The following is a 20,436-nucleotide window of genomic DNA, read 5'->3' on the forward strand; positions in this document are numbered from 1 at the left end:
GGTGCCGGGGTGTGACCGCGGTCACACCCCGGACGCCCGCCCTATTCCGGCAACCGCGCCTCGTACTCCGCCTTGAGCTCGCTCCAGTGGCGCCAGAACGGCCCCGGCTCGCGGTTCGACAGGCGGTCGGCCAGGAGGTCGAGGTGGGCGTGCCAGCCGGCGCTGACATTGAGCAGGGCGCTGCGTTCGATCAGGCGGCGGTGGGTGACGGTGAGCAGGATCTCCGCCCCCTGCGGCTCCAGCTCGAAGGTCACCTCGCCCTCGCCCCAGGTGAAGGCCAGCAGGCGCGGCGGATCGAGGCGGGTGATCCGGCTTTCCATGCTGTGCTCGGCGCGCATGCCCTCGGGCCGCTCCTCCTCGTGCGGGGTGAGTTCGCTGTTGCGCCAGGTCAGCTCGACATGGCCGCCGGCCTTCAGCTCCATGGGCCCGGAGGCCAGCCATTGGCGGCGCAGGTCGCTCTCGGTCAGATAGGCCCAGACCCGCTCGATCGGGCCGGGCAGCAGCCGCTGCATCCGCACCGTCGTCGTCTCGGTGCGCACGCCATAGGGGCTCAGGGTCGCAAGGTCACTCATCACCGTCTCCTTTGGTTTTCTGGGAATCTTCGCGCCGGAGCAGGCCCTCGAGAATGTCGAGGCGGCTGGTCCAGAACTGTTCGTAGAAGCCGATCCAGTCGTGGGCGCCGGCGAGCGGCCGGGCCTCCAGGGCGCAATAGTGGGTGCGGCCGGCGATCCGCCGGCGGACCAGGCCCGCGCGCTCCAGCGCCTTGATGTGCTTGGAGGCCGCCGCCAGCGACATGTCGAAGGGCTCCGCCAATTCGCCCACCGTGCGCTCGCCCTCGGCGAGGCGGCGCAGCATGCGTCGGCGGGTGGCGTCGCCCAGGGCGTGGAAGACGGCGTCGAGCTGTGGGGCTTCTAATTCAACCATACGGTTGAGATAAAACCCGCCAGATCCAATTGTCAACCGTTCGGTTGATTATAGGGTCTGGGTCGACGGCATGGCCGCAGGAAGACCGAACCACGAACCTCACGAACGACACGAACGGGTCAGTGCTGGCCCAGATGGCCGGATAGGCGCGTTCGTGAGGTTCGTGAGGTTCGTGGTCGATGTCTTGGGGCTGTGGCCGCGCCCGCCGCGCGGGGATGAGCGGATCTGGGGCTGCGAGGAGAATCCATCTAGCGGCACGCATTATGTCAATATATGGTCGCCCTGCCTGGGTCGGACGCTGAAGCCGGTCCCGTTCGGAGGATCGCGTCATGAAGCGTTGGATCGGCGTGCTCGCCGTGGTGGTCGTGGCCGCCGCGGTGCTCTGGCACTACAAGCTGGATCTGATCGTCAAGCTGGCCGTGATGCGCCAGCCGAAGATCGAGGCCAATCATCCGGTCAACTGGGCCCAGGGCCCGCAAAGCCCGCCTGTCGTCCTGCCCGGCCAGACCCGGCCGCCGAACATCGTCTTCATCCTGGCCGACGATATGGGCTTCAACGACATCACCTTCAACGGCGGCGGTGTCGCCGGCGGGGTCGTGCCCACCCCCAACATCAATTCGATCGGCTCGGGCGGGGTCGACTTCATCAACGGCTATGCGGGCAACGCCACCTGCGCGCCCTCACGCGCCGCGATCATGACCGGCCGCTATCCGACCCGTTTCGGCTTCGAGTTCACGCCCACCCCGGTGAACTTTTCGCGCATGGTCGGCACCTTCAAGTCGCCCGGCGCCCTGCACCCGCCGCACTTCGCCGCCGACAAGGTGAAGGACACGCCCGACATGGAGTCCGAGGCCGTGCCGGCGTCGGAAGTGACCATCGCCGAGCTGCTCAAGGGCCGCGGCTATCACACCATCCATCTGGGCAAGTGGCACCTGGGCGGGACCAAGGGTTCGCGCCCCGAGGACCAGGGCTTCGACGAAAGCCTGGGCTTCATCTCCGGCGCCTCGCTCTATCTGCCGGTCAAGGATCCCAACGTCGAGAACTCCAGGCAGAGCTTCGATCCGATCGACAGGTTCCTGTGGGCCAGCCTCCCCTGGTCGGTGCAGTACAACGGCTCCAAGCCGTTCCACCCGAACGCCTACATGACCGACTATCTGACCGACAATGCGATCGCCGGCATCAAGGCCAACCGCAACCGGCCGTTCTTCATGTACCTGGCCTATAACGGCATCCACACGCCGCTGCAGGCCACCAAGGCCGACTATGACGCCCTGCCCCAGATCAAGGACCACCGCCTGCGGGTCTATGGCGCCATGGTGCGCAACCTGGACCGCAATGTCGGCCGGGTGCTGGCCGAGCTGAAGGCCCAGGGGCTGGACGACAACACCATCGTGATCTTCACCAGCGACAATGGCGGGGCCAACTATATCGGCCTGCCCGACATCAACCGGCCCTATCGCGGCTGGAAGGCGAGCTTCTTCGAGGGCGGGGTGCACGTGCCGTTCTTCATGCGCTGGCCCGCCCAGCTGCCGGCCGGGACCCGCTATCCCAACCCCGTCGCTCACATCGACATCTTCGCCACGGCCGCCGCCGCCGCCGGCGCCAAGCCCCCGGCCGACCGGGTGATCGACGGCGTCGACCTCGCCCCCTTCGCCGAGGGCAAGGCCCAGGGCCGGCCGCACCAGACCCTGTTCTGGCGCTCGGGCGATTATCGCATGGCGATCTCCGGCGACTGGAAGATCCAGACGCTCGACCAGCGCAACAAGACCTGGCTGTACAATCTGGCCACCGACCCGACCGAGAAGGTCGACCTGTCGGCCAAGGAGCCGGCCAAGGTGGCCGAGCTGAAGGCCCTGATGGCCGCGCAGGACAAGCAGTTCGTCAAGCCGATGTGGCCGTCGTTGCTGTCCGGCGCGATCCCGATTGACCATCCGCTGGGCGTGCCCGACAAGCCGGACGACGAGTACATCTACTGGGCCAACTGATGCGGTACGGCGTTCTCCTGGCGGCGGCTCTGGCGATCGCGCCGGCCGCCTGCGCCCCGGCCCCGCCCAAGGCCTGCCAGGCCAACCTGGCGGTCCCCGACCCGGCCCATCCCCGGGCCGGCATGGTTCGGATCCCAGGCGGGACCTTCCAGATGGGCGCCGCCGGCGTGCGGCCCGAGGAGGGGCCGGCGCACCCGGTGACGGTGGGGTCCTTCTGGATCGACCGCACCGAGGTGACCAACGCCGACTTCGCCCGCTTCGTCGCGGCCACCGGCTATCGGACGCTCGCCGAGCGGCCCCTCGACCCGAAGATCTATCCCGGCCTGACGCCCGCCCAGATGCAGCCCTCGTCCCTGGTGTTCGTGGGCGCCGAGCCCGGCGTCGACCGCGGGAACCCGGCGGCCTGGTGGCGGGTGATCGCGGGCGCCGACTGGCGTCACCCCAAGGGGCCGGGCAGCAATATCGTCGGCCGCGACACCCTGCCGGTGGTGCAGATCGGCTATGAGGACGCGCTCGCCTACGCCCGCTGGCTGGGCCGCGACCTGCCCACCGAGGCCGAGTGGGAATACGCCGCCCGCGGCGGGCTGGACGGCGCGGCATACGTCTGGGGCCAGCAGAAACAGCCCGGCGGCAAGCCGCTCGCCAACACCTGGCAGGGGGTGTTCCCGGTCGTGGACGCCGGGGCCGACGGCTACAAGGCCCAGGCCGCCCCGGCCGGCTGCTTCAAGCCCAACGGCTATGGCCTCTACGACATGGCCGGCAATGTCTGGGAGTGGACCAAGGACCTGTTCGCGCCGCAGGTTCAGCCCACCGAGAGCGCCCTGCAGGCCGCGCCCGGCGGCCCGCCCCAGCATCTGATCAAGGGCGGCTCGTTCCTGTGCTCGGACGACTACTGCTTCCGCTACCGCCCCGCGGCGCGCGAGGTCGGCCGCCCGACACGGGCGCCTCGCACATCGGCTTCCGGACGGTGGTGCGGGAATAGGCCTCCCTTACCCCCGCGCCTTGGTGCGGATGTTCAGCTGGCCGGCCAGGCCCGCCTTGCGGTGGTGCTCGATGGCGTGCATGCCGGGCGACATGGCCATGGCCTGGAAGGCGGCCAGGGACGGATATTCGACAAGGGCGACCATGTCCCACAGCTCTTCCACCTCGCCGATCATCAGGCTGGTGACGTCGCCGCTGAACAGCATGCGCCCGCCCAGCTCGGCGACCAGCTTGGAGACGCCGGCGCCATAGCGGGCATAGGCCTCGCGGCCCGAGAGCTCGGGCTCGGAGCCATCCTCATAGGCGGCCTTGTCGCGGAACTTCAGCAGGTTGACCATGACATAGGGCCCGTCCTCCGGCGCGCCGAAGAAGGCTTGGATCTGTTCCATGCCGGGGATGACGGCGTTCTCGACCTTCATGGCTCAACCTTTCTTCGCATGGGCGCGGGCGGCCAGGGCGTCGACCAGTTCGACGATCTCGGCCGGGGAATCCTCCTGCAGGAAGTGGCCGCCATGCAGGATCACGTGGGGCTGGCCCTTGGCGCCCGGCACGCGGGCCTGGAACACCTTCTCCCCGCCGCCGCTGACCGGGTCGGCGTCGGAGAAGCAGGTGACCACCGGCTTGTCGAAGGCCTCCAGCACCTTCCAGGCCGCGAGATTCTCGGCCACCTGGGCGTGCTCGGGCGTCACCGGCACCAGGGTCGGGAACTGGCGCGCGCCTTCCTTGTAGCTCTCGTCCGGGAACGGCGCGTCATAGGCGGCGACCTCGGCGGGGGTGAGCTCGCGCACCGAACCGCCCTGCAGCAGGGCGCCCACCGCCATGATCGGGATCTTCTGGCTGAAGGCGAGCCAATTGGCGAAGCCCTCGGTCATGCCCGTCCCCGTCGGCAGGCCGGTATTGGCGATGGCCAGGGCGGCGAAGCGCTCGGGATAGGCCGCGACCAGGCGCAGGCCGATCAGCCCGCCCCAGTCCTGGCAGAACAGGGTGATGTCCTTCAGATCCAGGCCGGTCAGCCACTGGCTGGTCCAGTCCACATGGCGTCCATAGGTGTAGTCGGCCCGGTCGGCCGGCTTGTCCGAGCGGCCGAAGCCGATCAGGTCCGGCGCCAGCACCCGGTGGCCGCGGGCGACCAGGCCCGGGATGATCTTGCGGTAGAGATAGCTCCAGGACGGCTCGCCGTGCATCAGCAGCACGGGCGCCGCGTCCCGGGGCCCCTCGTCCACATAGGCCATGCGCAGGACCGTGCCGTCGGCGTCGGTCACCTCGGCGTAGCGCGGCGCGAAGGGCCAGTCGGCCAGCCCCTCGAAACGCTCGTCCGGCGTGCGCAGGACCTTCATCAGCCTCTCCCTCATTGACATCGCGCCCCGATGGGCGAATTCTATTGGCAATAACAGTGTCATTATATGCGGCCGTGTCAACCGCCGCCGACGCCGAACCGGGGACGAGACCATGAAGGCGCTTCGCAACATCCTGATCGGCGCCCTGTGCGTCGCCCTGCTGGCGGGCGCCGGCCTGTGGCTGGCGCGCGGGCAGATCGCGCTGAAGCTCTATCGGCGCGGCGCCGAGCAGGCGATGGCCGCCAATCCCCTCGCCAGCCTGCCCGACGGCCTGCATGTCGGGCTCTGCGGCTCCGGCGCGCCCCTGCCCGACCCGCACCGCGCCGGGCCCTGCACGGTGGTGATCGCCGGCCAGCGGATGTTCGTCGTCGACATCGGCGACGGCGCCACCCGCAACCTCACCCTGATGGGCCTGCCCGCCGCCAAGGCCGAGGCCCTGTTCCTGACCCACTACCATTCCGACCATATCGGCGGCCTGGGCGAGCTGATGCTGCAGCACTGGGCCGGCGGCGCCGCGCAAAAGCCGCTCGACATCTACGGCCCCCAGGGCCTGGAGAGCGTGGTCGGCGGCTTCCAGGCCGCCTACGCCCTCGACCGCGGCTACCGCATCGCCCACCATGGCGAGAAGGTCGTGCCCCCCGCGGGCTTCGGCGGGACGCCCCACCCCTTCGAGGTCGCGCCCGACAGCCCCGACATTGTGCTCATCGACACCCCCGACCTGAAGGTCACCGCCTTCCCCGTGAAGCACGATCCGGTGCATCCGGCCGTCGGCTACAAGTTCGTCTATAAGGGCCGCAGCCTGGTGATCAGCGGCGACACCGCCCCCTCGCCCCGCGTCGAGGCCGAGGCCAAGGGCGTCGACCTCCTGGTCCATGAGGCCCTGTCCGACCGGCTGGTGAACCTGCAGCGGGAGGCCGCCATCGCCGCCCATCGCGACAACATCGCCGCCATCAGCCACGACATCCTGGGCTATCACACCACCCCGGAACAGGCCGCTGACCTGGCCGAGCGGGCGGGCGCCAAATATCTGCTGCTCAACCACCTTGTCCCCGGCATTCCGATCGCCGGGCTGGAGGGACCGTTCCTGGGCGACGCAGCCCGGCGCTTCCACGGGACCCTGCGCCTGGGCCACGACGGCGACTTCATCTCCATGCCGGCGGGCGGAACCGGGATCACCCGCACCGACCGCCTGATGCGCATCCGCTGAACCGGAGACCCTCCATGACCGCCTCCATCGCCCTCTTCGGCGCGCCCGGCTCGCCCTACACCCGCAAGATGCTGGCCGTGCTGCGCTACCGCCGCATCCCCTATCGCCTGCTGCCCCGCACGCCCCGCGCCCTGGAGGGCCTGCCCCGGCCCAAGGTCCAGCTCTTGCCGACCTTCTTCCTGCCCAACGACCAGGGGGAGCTGGAGGCGGTCACCGATTCCACCCCGATCATCCGCCGGCTGGAACAGGACCATGAGGGCCGCAGCGTCCTGCCCACCGACCCGGCTCTGGCCTTCCTCGATGAGCTGATCGAGGACTATGCCGACGAGTGGCTGACCAAGGCCATGTTCCACTATCGCTGGGCCTATGCCGACGACATCCGCAAGGGCGCCGCCGTCCTGCCCGGCTGGTCCGACTATTGCGTGCCGGACGCCGTCCTGGCCGAGCGTGGCAAGATGATCTCGGAACGCCAGATCAGCCGGCTCTATGTGGTGGGCTCCAACCCGACCACCGGCCCGGTGATCGAGGCCAGCTACAAGCGGTTCCTGACCCTTCTCGAGGACCACCTGCGCGGCCACCTCTATCTAATGGGCGCCCGTCCCGGCGCCTCCGACTTCGCGGTGTTCGGCCAGCTGACCCAGCTCGCCCACTTCGACCCGACCCCCATGGCCGTGACCCTGGACGTCGCGCCCCGCGTGCTGGCCTGGTCGGGCAATATGGAGGACCTGTCGGGCCTGGAGCCCGCGGAGGCCGACTGGATCGCTACCGATCCCCTGCCCACGACGCTTTCCGCCCTGCTGGCCGAGATCGGCCGGACCTACGTCCCCGTCATGCTGGCCAACGCCCGGGCGCTCGCCGCCGGCGAGACCGAGGTCAAGACCACCGTCGAGGGCCAAGCCTGGACCCAGTCGCCCTTCCCCTACCAGGCCAAGTGCCTGCAATGGCTCAGGGCCAGCCACGGCGCCCTGCCGGCGGACAGCCGCGCCCGCGTGGACGCCTGGCTGGCGGGCTCCGGGTGCGACCTCCTGTTCCGCTGAGGGCAGCGGACTGGCGGAACGGCGCGGGGCCCGATAATCAGGGCCCAGCGTAATTGTCGGAAGGATCCGCCTTGGCCCGCGCGGCGCGTGTGACAGACCCGAAGGACCAGCCCCCCGCCCCCCAGGAGCAGGACGGCCGCCGCCTGCGCTCGATCGACAGCCGCGCCCGCATCGTCAAGGCGATGCTGGAGCTGATCGAGGAGGGCGTCATGGCCCCCGGCGCCGAGGCCGTGGCCGGCCGCGCCGAGGTCGGCCTGCGCACCGTGTTCCGGCACTTCAAGGACATGGAGAGCCTCTACCGGGAAATGTCCGACGTCATGGAGGCCGAGGTCAGCGCCTTCTCCAAGACCCCGTTCAAGTCCACCGAGTGGCGCGAGAAGCTGGTCGAGCTCGTCGACCGCCGCGCCTACGCCTTCGAACGCATCGCCCCCTTCAAGCGCGCCTCCGACATCCACCGCTACAAGTCCGAATTCCTCGACGCCGACAACTCCAAGCTGGTCGTGGCCCTCCGCCGCATCCTCCAGCGCGAAATGCCCCCGGAGATCCTGGCCGACACCACGACCTTCGAGGCGCTGGACCTGCTGCTCTCGTTTGAGACCTGGTCCCGGCTGCGCCGCGAGCAGGGGCTCAGCGTGAAGCGGGCCCGCGAAGTGCTGGCCAACGCCGTGCGGAAGGTGGCGGGGTAGGCTCCGACCTGCCCCCTACCATTGAGGATCTATGTTCCTCATCAGCTTGGGATCAGCGGATCGCGCGCGCGTCGCCGGCCCAGACCGTCGGAAACGCCTCGGCGCGGATCGCGGCTGAAAACGCCTGGACGTCGAAGGTCGCGAGGCCATGGACGTGGAACGAGTCCCGCCGGATCATGGCGTCGATCTCGCCTCGGTCCTGAGCGAAGGCGAGGATGAAGCCGCCCGCGCCGGACTCGAGCGGGCCGGCGGCCAGGATACGGCCCGCCGTGACTTCATCGGCCAGCCACTGACGATGGCTGTCGAGATGGGCCTGCACCTCGTCCTTCGGCCGGACGTAAGTCAGGGTGATGGCGTACAACATCAGGGAACCTCCTCTGAACCGGTCAGGCCGCCAGCGTCCGCGCGACGATCTCGGCGATCTGGGCCTGGGCCGCGTCCATGGCTTCGCGGCTGGCGTCCGGCCCGCGGCTCAGCTTCTCCGCACGAATGACCTGGACCGCCTCGACGCCGAGGAAGCGGAAGAACGCCTGCAAATAGGACTCCTGGAAGTCCATGGCCGCGCCAGGGCCCGCCGAGTACAGACCGCCGCGCGTGGAGGCGATGATCACCCGCCGCCCGGCGGAAAGACCCACGGGTCCTTGCTCGGTATAGCGGAACGTCCGGCCGACCTGGGCGATCCGGTCGAGCCAGGCCTTGAGCTGGCTGGACACGGAGAAATTATACATCGGCGCGCCGACGACGATGACGTCACTCGCCAGGAACTCCGTCACCAGCGCTTCCGAACAGGCATGTTCCGCCAGCGTCGCCGCGTCGAACCTGCGTTCGCCCAGGGCGCGGAAACCCGCCGCGATGTCGCCGGTCAGGTGGGGGATCGGATTGGCGACGAGGTCGCGGCGGACAAGCTTGGCGTCGGGCGCCCCGCGCAGAAGGTCCCGCACGATGGCGGCCGTGAGGCGGTGCGACGCCGACGCGTCGCCCAGGATGCTGGAGTCGAGATGTAGGATCTGCATGGCTTGCTCTCTGAAATGATCGAACGAGCCGGGAGATACGCCGCACACCCCATCCGCATTAGAGAGACAATCTGGTAATCACTGTTCTATTCATGGAACAGTTGGCGGACGCGGAGGCAGGGATGGACGACCTCAACGATCTCGCTCTGTTCGCCGCCGTCGCGCGGCAGGAGAGCTTCACCGCCGCGGCCCGAAGACTTGGCGTGCCGAAATCCCGGGTCAGCCGCCGGGTCGCCGCGCTTGAGAAGCGGCTCGGCGTTCGCCTGCTTCAGCGCTCGACCCGGGCGGTCCATGTAACGGACGTCGGCCGAGCCTTCCTGGCCCATTGCGAGGCCATGACCCAGTCGGCCCGCGCGGCCCTGGAAGTCGCCGAGCACGCCGGCGACCGGCCAAGCGGGCGCCTCCTCGTCAGTTGCCCGATTGGCGTCGCCCATATCTTTCTCGCGGAAATTCTGCCGAACTTCCTGAAGGCCCATCCGGATGTGCGGCTCGAACTCGACCTGACCAACCGGCGGGTGGACGTGATCGGCGAAGGCTATGACGTGGCCCTGCGCGTGCGATCGGTGCTTGAGGATTCGGAGCTCGCGCTGCGGAGTTTCGGCGTGAGCGAGCAACTGCTCGTGGGAAGTCCGGAATTCGTCGCCGAGCATGGTCCGTTCCCGGATCTGGCTTCGCTGGGCGGCGTCCGCGGCATGGGCCCGGCCGGCCGGGGCGACGAGCGTCCCCGCTGGCGGCTGCGCGGAACCCAGGGCGATACGGTCGATGTCGAATACAGGCCGGTATTGCTGACCGACGACGTCTATCTCCTGCACCAGGCCGCCCTGCGCGGCGCCGGACTGGCCCAGACGCCGTTCAACCTGTGCGCCGCGGCCCTGCGAGACGGGCGCCTCATCGAGGTGCTGCCCGATCATCGGCTCCCATCCCACCAACTGCACGCGGTGTTTCCGTCGCGGCGCGGCCTGGCGCCGTCGGTCCGCGCCTTCCTGGAATTCCTGGCGGCCGAGCTTCCTTCCAAGTTGGACGCGGCCTGCGAGCTCTATCGGGAAACGGCAGAGGACGTCTTGGCCTCAAGACGGGAGAGGCGTCCGTCGGCCCGTCCCTAGATGACCGGCAGCCACTGCCCCTGAACAGGTTGCCTCAGCTTCGGATCGCCGAAGACGTCCCGCCAGCCGACAGCCGCCGCTGCAAGTCCCAGTTCCTCGACGCCGACATGTCCAAGCTGGCCGCGCCCCTGCGCCGCATCCTGCAACGCGAGACGCCCCCGGAGATCCTGGCGGATGCGACTACCTTCGAGGCCCTGGACCTGCTGCTGAGCTTCGAGACGTGGTCGCGGCTGCGACGGGAGCAGTGACACTGCGTGAAGCGGGCCCGCGAAGTGCTGGCGAACGCCGTGCGGAAGGTGGCGGGGTCGGGTCTTGCGAGAGCTAAGCCGGCTTCGGCCGCTCGTTTCGCCCGGCGCGATCAACCAGTTCGGACCAGAACCGTATCCACTTGATACCCGCCGGCAGCGGAAGGCGCGGATCGCCGAACTCTCGCTCAAAATAGTCGGCCAAGTTCGCGCCGTAATAGATCACGTCGGACTGGTAGACCGAGAAAACTGGGTTCCCTGCTTCATGGGGCGCCGCAGGAATATAGCGATGCGAAACGAGGGGGATCATCTTCGGCGCCCGCGCGACCACCGCCCTTAGGACCTCTCGGCGCGCGTCTGCGGTCGCCGGCCTGTCGCCCCACTCGGGCCACCACAGGTCGTTGTTCTCGACATCGAACAGCAGCCCTTCCAGCGGCCAATTCAAGCTGGTGCGGATGGCCGCTTCGTCCGTTCGCCAGTCGGGCGCGTCAACCGGTCGACGGTCCAGAAGCAAAGCCACCAGATCAGGCGGGAACTGCAGGTCGAATCTCTGCTGGGCGGTGTCCAAGTCTTCCTGCGTATAACCCTTTGTCCAACGCTCCCGGACTGGACCGTCGTGGAGTGCTGGCGCGACAAACTGAATTTTGACGTCAACCGGTTTCGACGGCTTGGAGGGACCTGCCAAGTGGCTCGCGCTCCCACATCCACTCAGAGCGCCGCCAAGCATGACCATCACCGCGCGGCGGCTTCGCACAACCATAGGGCAACACTAGGTCGCGACGCGGGAATGGCAAGTTCTCGGTCTGTCGCAGTCCTGCCCTCACTGAATGACCGGCAGCCACTGCCCTAGAACACGTTGCTTCAGCTTCGGATCGCCGAAGACGTCCCGCTGGCCGACGTCCACCGCCACATCGTGCCGCCACCGCTTGCCGTCCGCGCTTTGGGCCAGCACGCGATAGGGCCTGCCGACCTGGGCGTAGCCGCCCCGCCCGCCCACAACGGACGGCCCGCCGATCCAAAGCTTCCGAAGGCTCAGCAGGGTCTGCTCACGGTTCTTCAGGAAGAGCTCGATCGCCTTGAAGTCCTCAGCCGGCGTCGGGGTGATCAGCCGATAGGCCATGGGCCCGAAGACCACCGCGGCCACAAACAGCCAGAGGATGGGTGTCGTCGGACTCAATTGCGGCTCCCCTGGAACGCACCGGCGATCCTAGCGTGCGGCGGCCCGCCCGCAAGGATGGGGGGCGCCCTGCTCAGGCGAAGATGGCCACGGTCTGGCGCATGGCCAGGACCGGCGCGCCCTGATCATCCCAGACCGTCATGTCCTGAGCCGAATAGCCGTCGACCGCGGTCTGGGCGGTCGAGCGCACCAGCCACCAGCCGGACGCGCTGCGCGGCGCGTCCGACAGGACGTCGATGGACCAGGTCATGGTGCTGATCGGGCCGCCGCCCGGCTGGAACTGGATCACCGCGGCGGGCGGCAGGGCGTCCGCCAGGGCGATCAGGGGGGCCAGGGTCGGGGGCGTGGCCGCGTCCCTGTGCTTGAGCCAGACGACCATGTCCGGCTTCGCCCCCGGCGTCATGGGGCGCGCGCCCGCCGCGAGCCGGCTGTCGAAGTGTTGCAGGAAGCGGCGCTGATCGCTGGGTTCGAAATAGGTCGGCCCCTCCTCCGGGCCCGGCACGGCCGGCGCCGGCAGGTCGACGTGATGGAGCTGCGACGCGCGCCCGGCGCCGAAGCAGAGAAGCCCCCGCACGGCGAGCACCTCGTCTCCATGGAGGTCGACGCTGTAGAAGGCGGCGGACTTGCCCCGGCGCAGCAGGGTGGGCGCGATCCGCAGGCGCCCTCCGGCCGGCCCGACGAAGGCGAACTGGGCCGATCGCAAGGGCGGCAGGGCCTCGCCGGACCGCTGCGCCGCTTCCCAGCAGAGGGCCGCCGAAAGGCCGCCAAAGGCGGTGCGCCCCTGGAGCCAGTCGTCGGGCAGGACCATCGAGAACGCCCCGGCGTCCGCCTCCATCGTCGACATCAGGTTCGCGAAGCTGCTTGCGGACATGTTTGGATCTCTGAGACGGAAGGCGCCGACGCCCGTCGGATCGGCTGGGGAAGGCGCCAGCGGCGCCGTGATTTCAGGACGCGCCCTCGGCGGCGCGGCGTTCGAGCAGGGCGTTCACCTCGCCGTCGGCGCCGGGACCGGGGCGGTACTTGACGCGATCCTGCGCCACAGCCTGGCCGGTCTGGGGATCGACCAGGGCCAGGCGCAGCTCGCGGCCGCTGTCTCGATCGACCACCTCGATGGTCGGCGCGCCATAGCCTGAGGCATCCCAACGATCCCCCCATTCCCGCAGGGCGGTGATCACCGTCCAGAGGTCACGCCCCTTCTCGGTGAGGCGATAGGCGTCGCGCGGCGGGCGCTCCTGATAGCGCGTGCGCTCGACGATGCCGTTCTGCTCCAGCCCCTTCAGGCGCATCGACAGGGTGGTGTTGGGGATCCCCGTGCTCGCTTGGAATTCGTCATATCGCGACAGGCCCAGGCCCAGGTCCCGCAGCAGCAGCAAGGTCCAGCGGTCGCCGATCATCTCCAGCGCGCCGGCGACCGAGCAGCGCATGCCGGCGAAAGATTTGGCTCTCAATTGACGCGCCCCCTAGTCACTCCCATAATAAGAGTAACCTGCCCGAACGCCCTTGGCAACCGCCGAGACGCGGCCGGGCCGCCAGCCCAACGCGAAAGAGCGCGCACCATGACCGACAAGCCCGCAATCCTCATCACCGGCGCCTCCAGCGGCATCGGGGCGACCTATGCCGACCGCTTCGCCCGACGCGGTCACGACCTCGTCCTCGTGGCCCGCGACGGGGCGCGCATGGAGGCCATGGCCGCCCGACTGCGCCAGGACACCGGGGTGGCGATCGACGTCCTGCCCGCCGACCTGACCAAACCAGACGAACTGTCAGTGGTGGAAGCGCGGCTGCGCGACGATCCCGCCATCGGCGTCCTGGTCAACAACGCCGGGGCGAGCCTGGGGGGTGGATTTGTCCAACAGTCCACGGAGGCTATCGCTCAGCTGGTCGCGCTCAACACCACGGCCCCGGTGCGACTCGCCAGCGCCGTCGCGCCGCGCTTCGCGCGCGCCGGCAGCGGGGCGATCATCAATATCGGCTCGGTGGTCGGACTGGCGCCGGAGCTGGGCATGAGCGTCTATGGCGCGACCAAGGCCTTCGTACTGTTCCTGTCCCAGGGCCTGAGCGTCGAGCTGGGGCCCCGGGGCGTCTATGTCCAGGCCGTGCTGCCCTCGGCCACGCGCACGGAGATCTGGGAGCGGGCGGGCGCCGACGTGAACGCCTTGCCCGCGGTCATGGAGGTCGGCGAACTGGTGGACGCCGCCCTGGTCGGCTTTGACCGTCGCGAAGCCGTGACCATACCGCCGCTGCACGACGCCACCCAGTGGGAGGCCTTCCAGGCCGCGCGGCAGGCCATGCTGCCCGGCTTCGCCCAGAGCCACGCCGCGGCGCGATACCGGTAGCCGGCTGGAGCACCTCCAAAATTGGAACAATAACTCAATTAATACAAATACTTAATTCAACACGCCGTCCGTCAAAAACCCCTCGTCCATGTTGACGTCAAACGGACGAGCTCGATTCAGGTCGGCGTTTTCGGGACCTCGGGGTTAGGATGTCCGTGGTCCTTCTCATCGTGATCCCGGAACACCCGCGCTGAGGTGAGGCCCCCCTCACCCCGCCGCCAGCACGAAGTCCAGCGCCGCGCAGACCGCGGCGACCTGGGCGGCGTCGCATTGCTGCGGCGTCGCGCGGGGGCTGTCGGGATAGACCTCCGTCGTGGTCGTGTAGGGCGCGTTGGTGACCGACGGGCACATGGCGTAGGTCCTGACCGGATAGGTGATGACGCCGGGCGAGAGCAGCGGGCAGCCGATGATCTGGCCCGTGGCGTCGGGCGGGGCGATGTGGGTGACCTGCTCCACCGCCGCGATGATCGCCTGTTGCAGGGCGAGCTGCGGGGCCTCGGCGTCGGCGACCAGGTAGAAGCCGTCGGGCACCAGGTCGGGTTCGAAGGGCTTGCCGTCGCGGGCGGCCAGCGCCGGGCGGAACTCGCTCTCGTCGCTGTCGGTCGTCTCGTGCAGGTCGATGTGCAGCAGTACTTGGTCAAGCCGGGCGGCGACCAGGGCCATCAGGGCCGTGGCCTCGCCGGGGCCGTCTTCGCGGAAATTGCGGTTGGGATCGACGGCGTCGAAGTTCCAGCGGTTGATGCGCTCGAAGGCCCAGGGGCTGACGCAGGGCGCGACCAGCAGGTTGATCCGGCCGGCATAGGCCTGGGCGCGGGTCTCCAGGAAGGCCAGAGCCCCCATCACCCCGCTGGTCTCATAGCCGTGCACCCCGCCGGTGATCAGGGCCGAGGGCAAAGCAGGGTCCCAGGGACGGGTGGCGAGCGCCTGGAGGGCGTAGGCGTCCTCGCCGTAGCGGAGCTGGCCATAGTCGACCCGCTCGAACCGGTCGGCCAGGGCGGCGATGCGCGGCGTGACCAGCTGGTCATAGCGGCGATGGCGGACGTGGCGCGCGCGCCACTGGTCGCGCTCGGCCTCGCCCCAGGGCTGGCCCGGCGTGCCGATCGGATAGGGGATGGGGTCGGTCATAGGGCCTCATAGGCCGGGACGCGGGCGGCGTCACCTCGCCGGGTTCGGATAGCCCCGCCAGAGCCAGACCAGGGCGCCCGGCAGGGTCTGGTCCACGACGCGGGGATCGGCATGTCGCCCGCCCCGCGAGAAGGTGAACCGATAGGGGTAGCCCTTGGCCGCCAGGGTTGCAGCCATGCGCCGGTTGGCGAGCGGCCAGTTGTGCCAGGTCTCCTCCGGATCGTCGGCGTGGAGATCGGCCTCGCCCACCTCCATCCAGATCCGCAGCGGCTTGCGCTCGGCCCGGGGGATGAGGGTGGCGTGATACTCCCAGGCGCCGCGCGGCGTGGCGGGATCCGGCGGCGACTGCTGGTTCACATAGGTGCCGGAATAGGAGAGGACGCGGCGATACCGCTCCGGGTGGAACCAGGCCATGGTGAAGGCGCAAGCGGCGCCGGAGCTCACCCCCATGGTCGCCCGGCCCTCGGGGTCGTCGGTCAGGGTGACGCCGGTCTCGGCCGCGACGCGGGGCAGCACCTCGGTCTCGATGAAGTCGCTATAGACGCCAGACAGGGTGTCGTACTCCAGGCCGCGCTGGGAGCCCTGGGCGTCGCCGCCGCCGGAGTCGACCAGGATCGCCACCAGGGGCGGGACCTCACCGGCCGCGATCAGATTGTCGAGCACCCCCGGCAGACGGTTCAGATAGGCGTGGCCGTCCTGCACGACCATGAAGGGGGCCGGTACGCCGGGGGAAAGCTGCCGGGGGACATAGACCCAGACGGTGCGGACATAGTGCGCCGCCACGGACTGCTCATGGTGTTCGGCCGCGATGCGGTTGCCGAAGGCGTCGCGGCGGCGGGTGACGTCGTTGTCGACCCTGCGGATACCCGGATAGATCCGGCTCTCCTGCGACGGCAGGGTGAAGGCGTGGACCACGCCCCGGGGCGCATCGGCCCGGGCGACCGTCTCGGGGGCCGGCGTATAGTCCGGCCCGATCACATGGTCGCCGTCGGCCTGGTCGGGACGGACGGTCATGGCGCGGTCCGCCGGCGGCAGGGGGCGATCATCCCTTCAACGCGGCGCGATAGGGGCCGAGGTCCCAGCCCGGATAGCGGGCCTGGGCGCGGGCCAGGGTGGTCTCGGTCCAGAAGGGATCGCCGGGCGGCTGGACGCCGAAGCAGGCGAGCTGTTCGGGCGTCGCGTGATTGAAGATGCGCGCCCAGGGCCGGGCGTTGTGGAAGGCCCAGGGGGTGAAGGCGATGCTCTCGTCCCCGGCCTTCTTAAAGCAGGCCATGAAGGCGTAGCGATGGCCGTTGGGCGCCGTCAGGTTGGTGCCGCGATGATAGACGTCGGTCGTATAGGCGATGGACGTCCCGGCGGGCGAGGCCGCCGACCGGGAGACCTTGGCCAGGTCGCGCTGCAGGCCGGCCTGGAACTCGGGGTCGAAATTGAGGGTGGCTTCCGGCCCGGCGATCCTGGCGCTGTCGGAGCGCCGCACATAGTGGGTCGCGCCATGGGCGTCGGTCACGTCGGTGAAATAGGAGAAGATGGTCACCGAGTTCTTGACCGGATCCTCCGAGGGCACGGTCAGGGTGTGGTTGACGAAGTCGGCATGGAACGGCTGGTCATAGTCGGAATCGCCGGTGAACTTCGCCCAGGCCTGGGCCTGGTAGAGATGCACGGCGTCGGTCCTCAGGGCGGCCTTGGCGAAGGCGATCAGGGCCGGGTGGACGCCGATCAGGTTCAGGGCCGGCGAGCAGTCCATCGGCACGATCTCGATGGTCTTGAACTGGGAGGGGTGAAAGGCCCCGATCCGGCCGGGCTGTTTCTTGTCGAGCGCCTGGTCGCCGCCGGTGGCGCGCCCGAACACCTTGTCGAAGTCCGCGCGCACGGCGGCGCATTCCTCGGGCGTGAACATGTCATGGATCAGGACGACGCCTTCGCGGTCCCACTCCGCCACATCCTGGTCGGTGAACGGAAGGCTTTGCGCCGCGGCCATATGTCTGTCTCCCTTCCGCAAAGAGACCCAGCCGCCTCGGACCTGACAAGTGAAAACCGCTCGGCCTGACGCCCCCGTTGACGCGCCCCGCCGAAGCCCGCCAACTCCGCGGCCTGAAGCGACGAGGAGAGCGCGGTGTCGGACGAGGTGCGGTGCGCGGCCGAGGGGCTGGACATCCTGGGCGAGGGGCCGATGTGGGACGCCCGTGACGGGCGGCTCTACTGGTTCGACATCAAGGGCCACAGGCTCAACTGGCTGGCCCACGCCGACGGGTCGCGGGGCGGATGGGAGCTGCCCTGGCGGGCCAGCGTGGCGGCGCCGCGGACGGCGGGCGGGCTGGTGCTGGCGACCGAGGCGGGGATCGCCCGGTTCGATCCGGCGACAGGCTTTGCCGAGCTGGTCGCGCGGATGGATCTGGGTGACGGCTTCCGCTCCAATGACGGCAAGATCGACCTGGCCGGCCGGCTGTGGTGGTCGAGCATGGACGACGACGGCGGCAAGCGGCCGGGCGCCCTGTTCCGCACCGATCCGGACGGGACGACGCACAAGGTGCTGGACGGGATCCACATCGCCAACACCGTCTCGGTCAGTCCGGACGGTAAGACCATGTACTTCGCCGATTCCGCTCTTCAGGTGATCTGGGCCTTCGCGATCACCGACGAGGGCCTGCTGGCCGACCGCCGGGTGTTCCTGGACATCAGCGGCCAGACGGGCGGGCCGGACGGCTCGGCGGTGGACGCCGACGGCTATCTCTGGAACGTGCAGTGGGGCGCCTGGCGGATGGTGCGCTACGCGCCCGACGGGTCGGTGGACCGCATCGTCGCCCTGCCGGCCGAGCAGGCGACCAGCTGCGCCTTCGGGGGGCCGGACCTCACCACCCTCTATGTCACCAGCGCCCGGGAGGGCCTGAGCGACGCGGCCCTGGCGGGCCAGCCCCTGGCCGGGTCGGTGTTCGCCCTGGAGCCCGGCGTGAAGGGTCTGCCCCTGCCGGCCTTCGCGGGCTAGGAGGGGGCATGAGCGCGATCTATCCCAGCCTGAAGGACCGGGCGGTCTTCATCACCGGCGGCGCGTCCGGCATCGGCGCGGCCCTGGTCGAGGCCTTTCACGGCCAGGGCGCGAGGGTCGGCTTCATCGACCGCGACGCGGACGCCGGCGCGGCCCTCGCCGGGCGGCTGGGCCGCGTCTGGTTCCAGCCCTGCGACGTGACCGACGCTGGCGCCCTGACCGGGGCGATCGCGGCGGCGGCCCAGGCGATCGGGCCGATCCGCGTGCTGATCAACAATGTCGCCAATGACAGCCGGCATGTCGCCGCCGAGACCGATGCGGCGGCCTGGCGGGCCCATCTGGCGGTCAATCTGGACCCGACCTTCCTTGCCTCGACCGCCGTCCAGCCCGGCATGAAGGCCGCGGGCGGCGGGGTGATCCTGAACCTGTCCTCGATCAACGCCCTGCTGGGGCCGGCCGGCATGCCGGCCTATGTGGCGGCCAAGGGGGCGGTCAATGCGCTGACCAAGGGGCTGGCGCGGGAATGGGGGCCGGACAATATCCGGGTCAACGCCATCTCGCCGGGCTGGGTGGTGACCGAGCGCCAGCTGGCCCTGTGGCTGACCCCGGAGGCCGAGGCCGCCTGGATGGAGCAGGTGGCGCTGAAGCGCCGGATCGAACCGGCCGACATCGCCGACCTCGCCCTGTTCCTGGCCTCCGACCAGGCCCGCGCCATCACCGGCCAGAACCATGTGATCGACGGGGGGCGGACCTGATGGCCGCCGCCTTGCTGGCCTGCGACTGGGGCTCGACCCATCTGCGCGCCTGGACGCTGGACGCCGCGGGCGCGGTGGTCGACCGCCGCGACTTCCCCTTCGGGGTCAACCGCATCGCGCCCGGCGAGGCGGAGACGAAGTTCCGCGAGGACGTCCGCCCGGCCCTGGGGGCGGAGACCCTGCCGGCCCTGCTCTGCGGGGGGGTGGGATCGAACATCGGCTGGCGGACGGTTCCCTATGTGGATTGCCCCGCGCGGCTGGAGGCGGTGGGCGCGGGCCTGCTGAAGGTCGCCGAGCGGACCTGGATCGCGCCCGGCCTGCGCTGCCAGGGGCTGGGCGAGGCCTGCGACGTGCTGCGCGGCGAGGAGACCCTGGTGTTCGGCTGGGTGGCGCTGGATCCCGCGCGCCAGACCGGCCGCTGGCTGGTCTGCCAGCCCGGCACCCACGGCAAGTGGCTGGTGGTCGAGGACGGCAGCATCGTCCGTTTCCTGAGCGCCTTCACCGGCGAACTCTATGCGGTGCTGAGCGCCCACTCGATCCTGAGGAGCTCCGGCCAGGGCCAGGACCTGGCGGTGTTCGACCAGGGGCTGGAGGCGGCCGCCGACGGCGACGGCCTGCTGAACCGGCTCTACACCGCCCGCTCCCGGGTGGCGGGCCAGGGCGCGAGCCAGGAGAGCACGGCCGACTATCTGTCCGGCCTGCTGATCGGGGCCGAGGTCGCGGCCACGCCGCGCCTGCTGGGCCTGGAAGGCGCGCCCGTGGCCCTGGTCGGGGATGCGACCCTTTGCGACCGCTACGCCCGCGCCCTTGACCGGCGGGGGGTGACCGTCACACGACATGAGGGGGAGCCTGCGGTGCGGGCCGGCCTCTTCGCCCTCGCCCGCATGGGAGGCCTGATATGAAACTCGCCGAGGCCCTGTCGCTCTGTCCGCTGGTCGCCATCCTGCGCGGAATCACGCCGGACGAGGTGCTGGAGCATGCCGAAATCCTCTACGCCGCCGGCGTGCGGGCGATCGAGGTGCCGCTGAATTCCCCCGACCCGCTGATCAGCATCGCCCGGCTGGCGGCGGCCTTTTCCGGTCGGGCCATCTGCGGGGCGGGCACGGTTCTGGCGCCGGGGCAGGTGGACGCCGTGGCCCAGGCCGGCGGGCGGCTGATCGTCTCGCCCGACACCGACGCCAGCGTGATCCAGCGCACGGTCGAGCTGGGCCTGGCCTCCGCGCCCGGCTTCGCCACCGCCACCGAGGCCTTCGCCGCCATCGCCGCCGGCGCCCGGCATCTGAAGCTGTTCCCGGCCTCGACCTATGGACCCGGCCACCTGCGCCAGCTGCGCGCCGTGCTGCCGGACGACGTCGCCGTGCTGGCGGTCGGCGGGGTCGGCGCCGACAATATGCTGGAGTGGTGGAAGGCCGGGGCCGAGGGCTTCGGCCTGGGCTCGGAGCTCTACAAGGCCGGCCAGACCCCAGAGATCACCGCCGAGAAGGCCGCCCGCGCCGTCGCCGCCAGCCGCGAGCTGAAGGACTGACGAAAAAGGGCGGCCGC

The 20,436-nt window shown here is 69.8% G+C and carries 24 protein-coding genes and 1 pseudogene; 12 read left to right on the forward strand and 13 right to left on the reverse strand.

Translation table 11 applies throughout. From position 1 onward, the window contains the following. Positions 1-41 precede the first annotated feature (41 nt). The gene (locus tag MQH10_RS15210) at positions 42-572 is read right to left on the reverse strand and encodes an SRPBCC family protein (RefSeq protein ID WP_242564875.1); all 531 of its coding nucleotides are present in this window, start codon (positions 570-572) and stop codon (positions 42-44) included. Beyond that, the gene (locus tag MQH10_RS15215) at positions 565-924 is read right to left on the reverse strand and encodes an ArsR/SmtB family transcription factor (RefSeq protein ID WP_242564876.1); all 360 of its coding nucleotides are present in this window, start codon (positions 922-924) and stop codon (positions 565-567) included. Before MQH10_RS15215 ends, MQH10_RS15210 begins: the two co-directional genes overlap by 8 nt. A 329-nt stretch (positions 925-1,253) precedes the next feature. Here MQH10_RS15215 and MQH10_RS15220 point away from each other — a divergent pair, with 329 nt between their 5' ends. Next, entirely contained in the window at positions 1,254-2,909 is a 1,656-nt protein-coding gene (locus tag MQH10_RS15220) for a sulfatase-like hydrolase/transferase (protein ID WP_242564877.1), read from the forward strand. A 152-nt stretch (positions 2,910-3,061) separates the two neighbouring features. Then, positions 3,062-3,790 (forward strand): annotated as a pseudogene (locus MQH10_RS15225) (formylglycine-generating enzyme family protein); the annotation flags it as partial. A 108-nt stretch (positions 3,791-3,898) separates the two neighbouring features. Here MQH10_RS15225 and MQH10_RS15230 read toward each other — a convergent pair. Both MQH10_RS15230 and MQH10_RS15235 read right to left on the reverse strand, forming a co-directional pair. Next, positions 3,899-4,309 (reverse strand): DUF1330 domain-containing protein, encoded by a 411-nt coding sequence (locus tag MQH10_RS15230; RefSeq protein WP_242564878.1) that lies wholly within the window; start codon positions 4,307-4,309, stop codon positions 3,899-3,901. A gap of 3 nt (positions 4,310-4,312) precedes the next feature. Then, positions 4,313-5,227, reverse strand: coding sequence for a haloalkane dehalogenase (locus MQH10_RS15235; protein ID WP_242564879.1), 915 nt, complete (start codon positions 5,225-5,227; stop codon positions 4,313-4,315). Positions 5,228-5,339: 112 nt separating this feature from the next. On the opposite strand from MQH10_RS15235, the gene MQH10_RS15240 reads away from it, so the two are divergent. The 3 genes from MQH10_RS15240 to MQH10_RS15250 all read left to right on the forward strand — a co-directional run bounded on the left by MQH10_RS15240 (position 5,340) and on the right by MQH10_RS15250 (position 8,157). Then, positions 5,340-6,434 carry an MBL fold metallo-hydrolase gene (locus MQH10_RS15240; RefSeq protein WP_242564880.1) on the forward strand — a complete coding sequence of 365 codons (1,095 nt, stop codon included), beginning with the start codon at positions 5,340-5,342 and terminating at the stop codon, positions 6,432-6,434. 14 nt (positions 6,435-6,448) lie between these two features. Next, on the forward strand, positions 6,449-7,471 hold the full coding sequence (locus MQH10_RS15245; protein WP_242564881.1) for a glutathione S-transferase family protein: 1,023 nt from the start codon (positions 6,449-6,451) through the stop codon (positions 7,469-7,471). 71 nt (positions 7,472-7,542) lie between these two features. After that, positions 7,543-8,157, forward strand: a complete 615-nt coding sequence (locus MQH10_RS15250; protein WP_242564882.1) for a TetR/AcrR family transcriptional regulator — start codon at positions 7,543-7,545, stop codon at positions 8,155-8,157. A 52-nt stretch (positions 8,158-8,209) separates the two neighbouring features. Here MQH10_RS15250 and MQH10_RS15255 read toward each other — a convergent pair whose 3' ends face one another. Together MQH10_RS15255 and MQH10_RS15260 are read right to left on the reverse strand one after the other, a co-directional pair. Continuing rightward, positions 8,210-8,521: a YciI family protein gene (locus tag MQH10_RS15255; protein WP_242564883.1), complete on the reverse strand. Its 312-nt coding sequence runs from the start codon at positions 8,519-8,521 to the stop codon at positions 8,210-8,212. A gap of 22 nt (positions 8,522-8,543) precedes the next feature. Beyond that, positions 8,544-9,170 (reverse strand): FMN-dependent NADH-azoreductase, encoded by a 627-nt coding sequence (locus MQH10_RS15260; protein WP_242564884.1) that lies wholly within the window; start codon positions 9,168-9,170, stop codon positions 8,544-8,546. 101 nt (positions 9,171-9,271) lie between these two features. Between MQH10_RS15260 and MQH10_RS15265 the strand changes: the two genes are divergently transcribed. Together MQH10_RS15265 and MQH10_RS15270 are read left to right on the forward strand one after the other, a co-directional pair. Further along, positions 9,272-10,273, forward strand: a complete 1,002-nt coding sequence (locus MQH10_RS15265; protein WP_242564885.1) for a LysR family transcriptional regulator — start codon at positions 9,272-9,274, stop codon at positions 10,271-10,273. Between the two features lie 29 nt (positions 10,274-10,302). Continuing rightward, positions 10,303-10,521, forward strand: a complete 219-nt coding sequence (locus MQH10_RS15270) for a hypothetical protein (RefSeq protein WP_242564886.1) — start codon at positions 10,303-10,305, stop codon at positions 10,519-10,521. A 73-nt stretch (positions 10,522-10,594) separates the two neighbouring features. On the opposite strand, the gene MQH10_RS15275 is transcribed toward MQH10_RS15270, so the two are convergent. The 4 genes from MQH10_RS15275 to MQH10_RS15290 all read right to left on the reverse strand — a co-directional run bounded on the left by MQH10_RS15275 (position 10,595) and on the right by MQH10_RS15290 (position 13,143). Then, positions 10,595-11,086, reverse strand: a complete 492-nt coding sequence (locus MQH10_RS15275) for an SMI1/KNR4 family protein (protein ID WP_242564887.1) — start codon at positions 11,084-11,086, stop codon at positions 10,595-10,597. Between the two features lie 252 nt (positions 11,087-11,338). Then, on the reverse strand, positions 11,339-11,695 hold the full coding sequence (locus MQH10_RS15280) for a hypothetical protein (RefSeq protein ID WP_242564888.1): 357 nt from the start codon (positions 11,693-11,695) through the stop codon (positions 11,339-11,341). Positions 11,696-11,768: 73 nt separating this feature from the next. Then, positions 11,769-12,566, reverse strand: a complete 798-nt coding sequence (locus MQH10_RS15285; protein WP_242564889.1) for an acyl-CoA thioesterase — start codon at positions 12,564-12,566, stop codon at positions 11,769-11,771. A 73-nt stretch (positions 12,567-12,639) separates the two neighbouring features. Next, a complete protein-coding gene (locus MQH10_RS15290) occupies positions 12,640-13,143 on the reverse strand; it encodes a winged helix-turn-helix transcriptional regulator (protein ID WP_242564890.1) in 504 nt (167 codons plus the stop codon). 108 nt (positions 13,144-13,251) lie between these two features. Here MQH10_RS15290 and MQH10_RS15295 point away from each other — a divergent pair, with 108 nt between their 5' ends. Further along, the gene (locus tag MQH10_RS15295) at positions 13,252-14,031 is read left to right on the forward strand and encodes an SDR family NAD(P)-dependent oxidoreductase (RefSeq protein WP_242564891.1); all 780 of its coding nucleotides are present in this window, start codon (positions 13,252-13,254) and stop codon (positions 14,029-14,031) included. 207 nt (positions 14,032-14,238) lie between these two features. Here the strand turns inward: MQH10_RS15295 and MQH10_RS15300 are convergent, their stop codons facing one another. The 3 genes from MQH10_RS15300 to MQH10_RS15310 are packed head-to-tail and all read right to left on the reverse strand — an operon-like array spanning position 14,239 to position 17,134. Further along, positions 14,239-15,156, reverse strand: a complete 918-nt coding sequence (locus tag MQH10_RS15300) for a M14 family metallopeptidase (RefSeq protein ID WP_242564892.1) — start codon at positions 15,154-15,156, stop codon at positions 14,239-14,241. 30 nt (positions 15,157-15,186) lie between these two features. Then, positions 15,187-16,170, reverse strand: a complete 984-nt coding sequence (locus tag MQH10_RS15305) for an alpha/beta hydrolase (protein ID WP_242564893.1) — start codon at positions 16,168-16,170, stop codon at positions 15,187-15,189. 28 nt (positions 16,171-16,198) lie between these two features. Then, the gene (locus tag MQH10_RS15310) at positions 16,199-17,134 is read right to left on the reverse strand and encodes a phytanoyl-CoA dioxygenase family protein (protein ID WP_242564894.1); all 936 of its coding nucleotides are present in this window, start codon (positions 17,132-17,134) and stop codon (positions 16,199-16,201) included. Positions 17,135-17,269: 135 nt separating this feature from the next. Between MQH10_RS15310 and MQH10_RS15315 the strand changes: the two genes are divergently transcribed. The 4 genes from MQH10_RS15315 to MQH10_RS15330 are packed head-to-tail and all read left to right on the forward strand — an operon-like array spanning position 17,270 to position 20,419. After that, positions 17,270-18,139, forward strand: coding sequence for an SMP-30/gluconolactonase/LRE family protein (locus MQH10_RS15315; protein WP_242564895.1), 870 nt, complete (start codon positions 17,270-17,272; stop codon positions 18,137-18,139). 8 nt (positions 18,140-18,147) lie between these two features. After that, on the forward strand, positions 18,148-18,894 hold the full coding sequence (locus MQH10_RS15320; RefSeq protein WP_242564896.1) for an SDR family NAD(P)-dependent oxidoreductase: 747 nt from the start codon (positions 18,148-18,150) through the stop codon (positions 18,892-18,894). Next, positions 18,894-19,796 carry a 2-dehydro-3-deoxygalactonokinase gene (locus tag MQH10_RS15325; RefSeq protein WP_242564897.1) on the forward strand — a complete coding sequence of 301 codons (903 nt, stop codon included), beginning with the start codon at positions 18,894-18,896 and terminating at the stop codon, positions 19,794-19,796. Before MQH10_RS15320 ends, MQH10_RS15325 begins: the two co-directional genes overlap by 1 nt. Continuing rightward, positions 19,793-20,419, forward strand: a complete 627-nt coding sequence (locus MQH10_RS15330; RefSeq protein ID WP_242564898.1) for a 2-dehydro-3-deoxy-6-phosphogalactonate aldolase — start codon at positions 19,793-19,795, stop codon at positions 20,417-20,419. Before MQH10_RS15325 ends, MQH10_RS15330 begins: the two co-directional genes overlap by 4 nt. The last annotated feature ends 17 nt before the right edge of the window (positions 20,420-20,436 follow it).

This window comes from Phenylobacterium aquaticum (genome assembly GCF_022695515.1).
Lineage (GTDB): Bacteria > Pseudomonadota > Alphaproteobacteria > Caulobacterales > Caulobacteraceae > Phenylobacterium > Phenylobacterium aquaticum.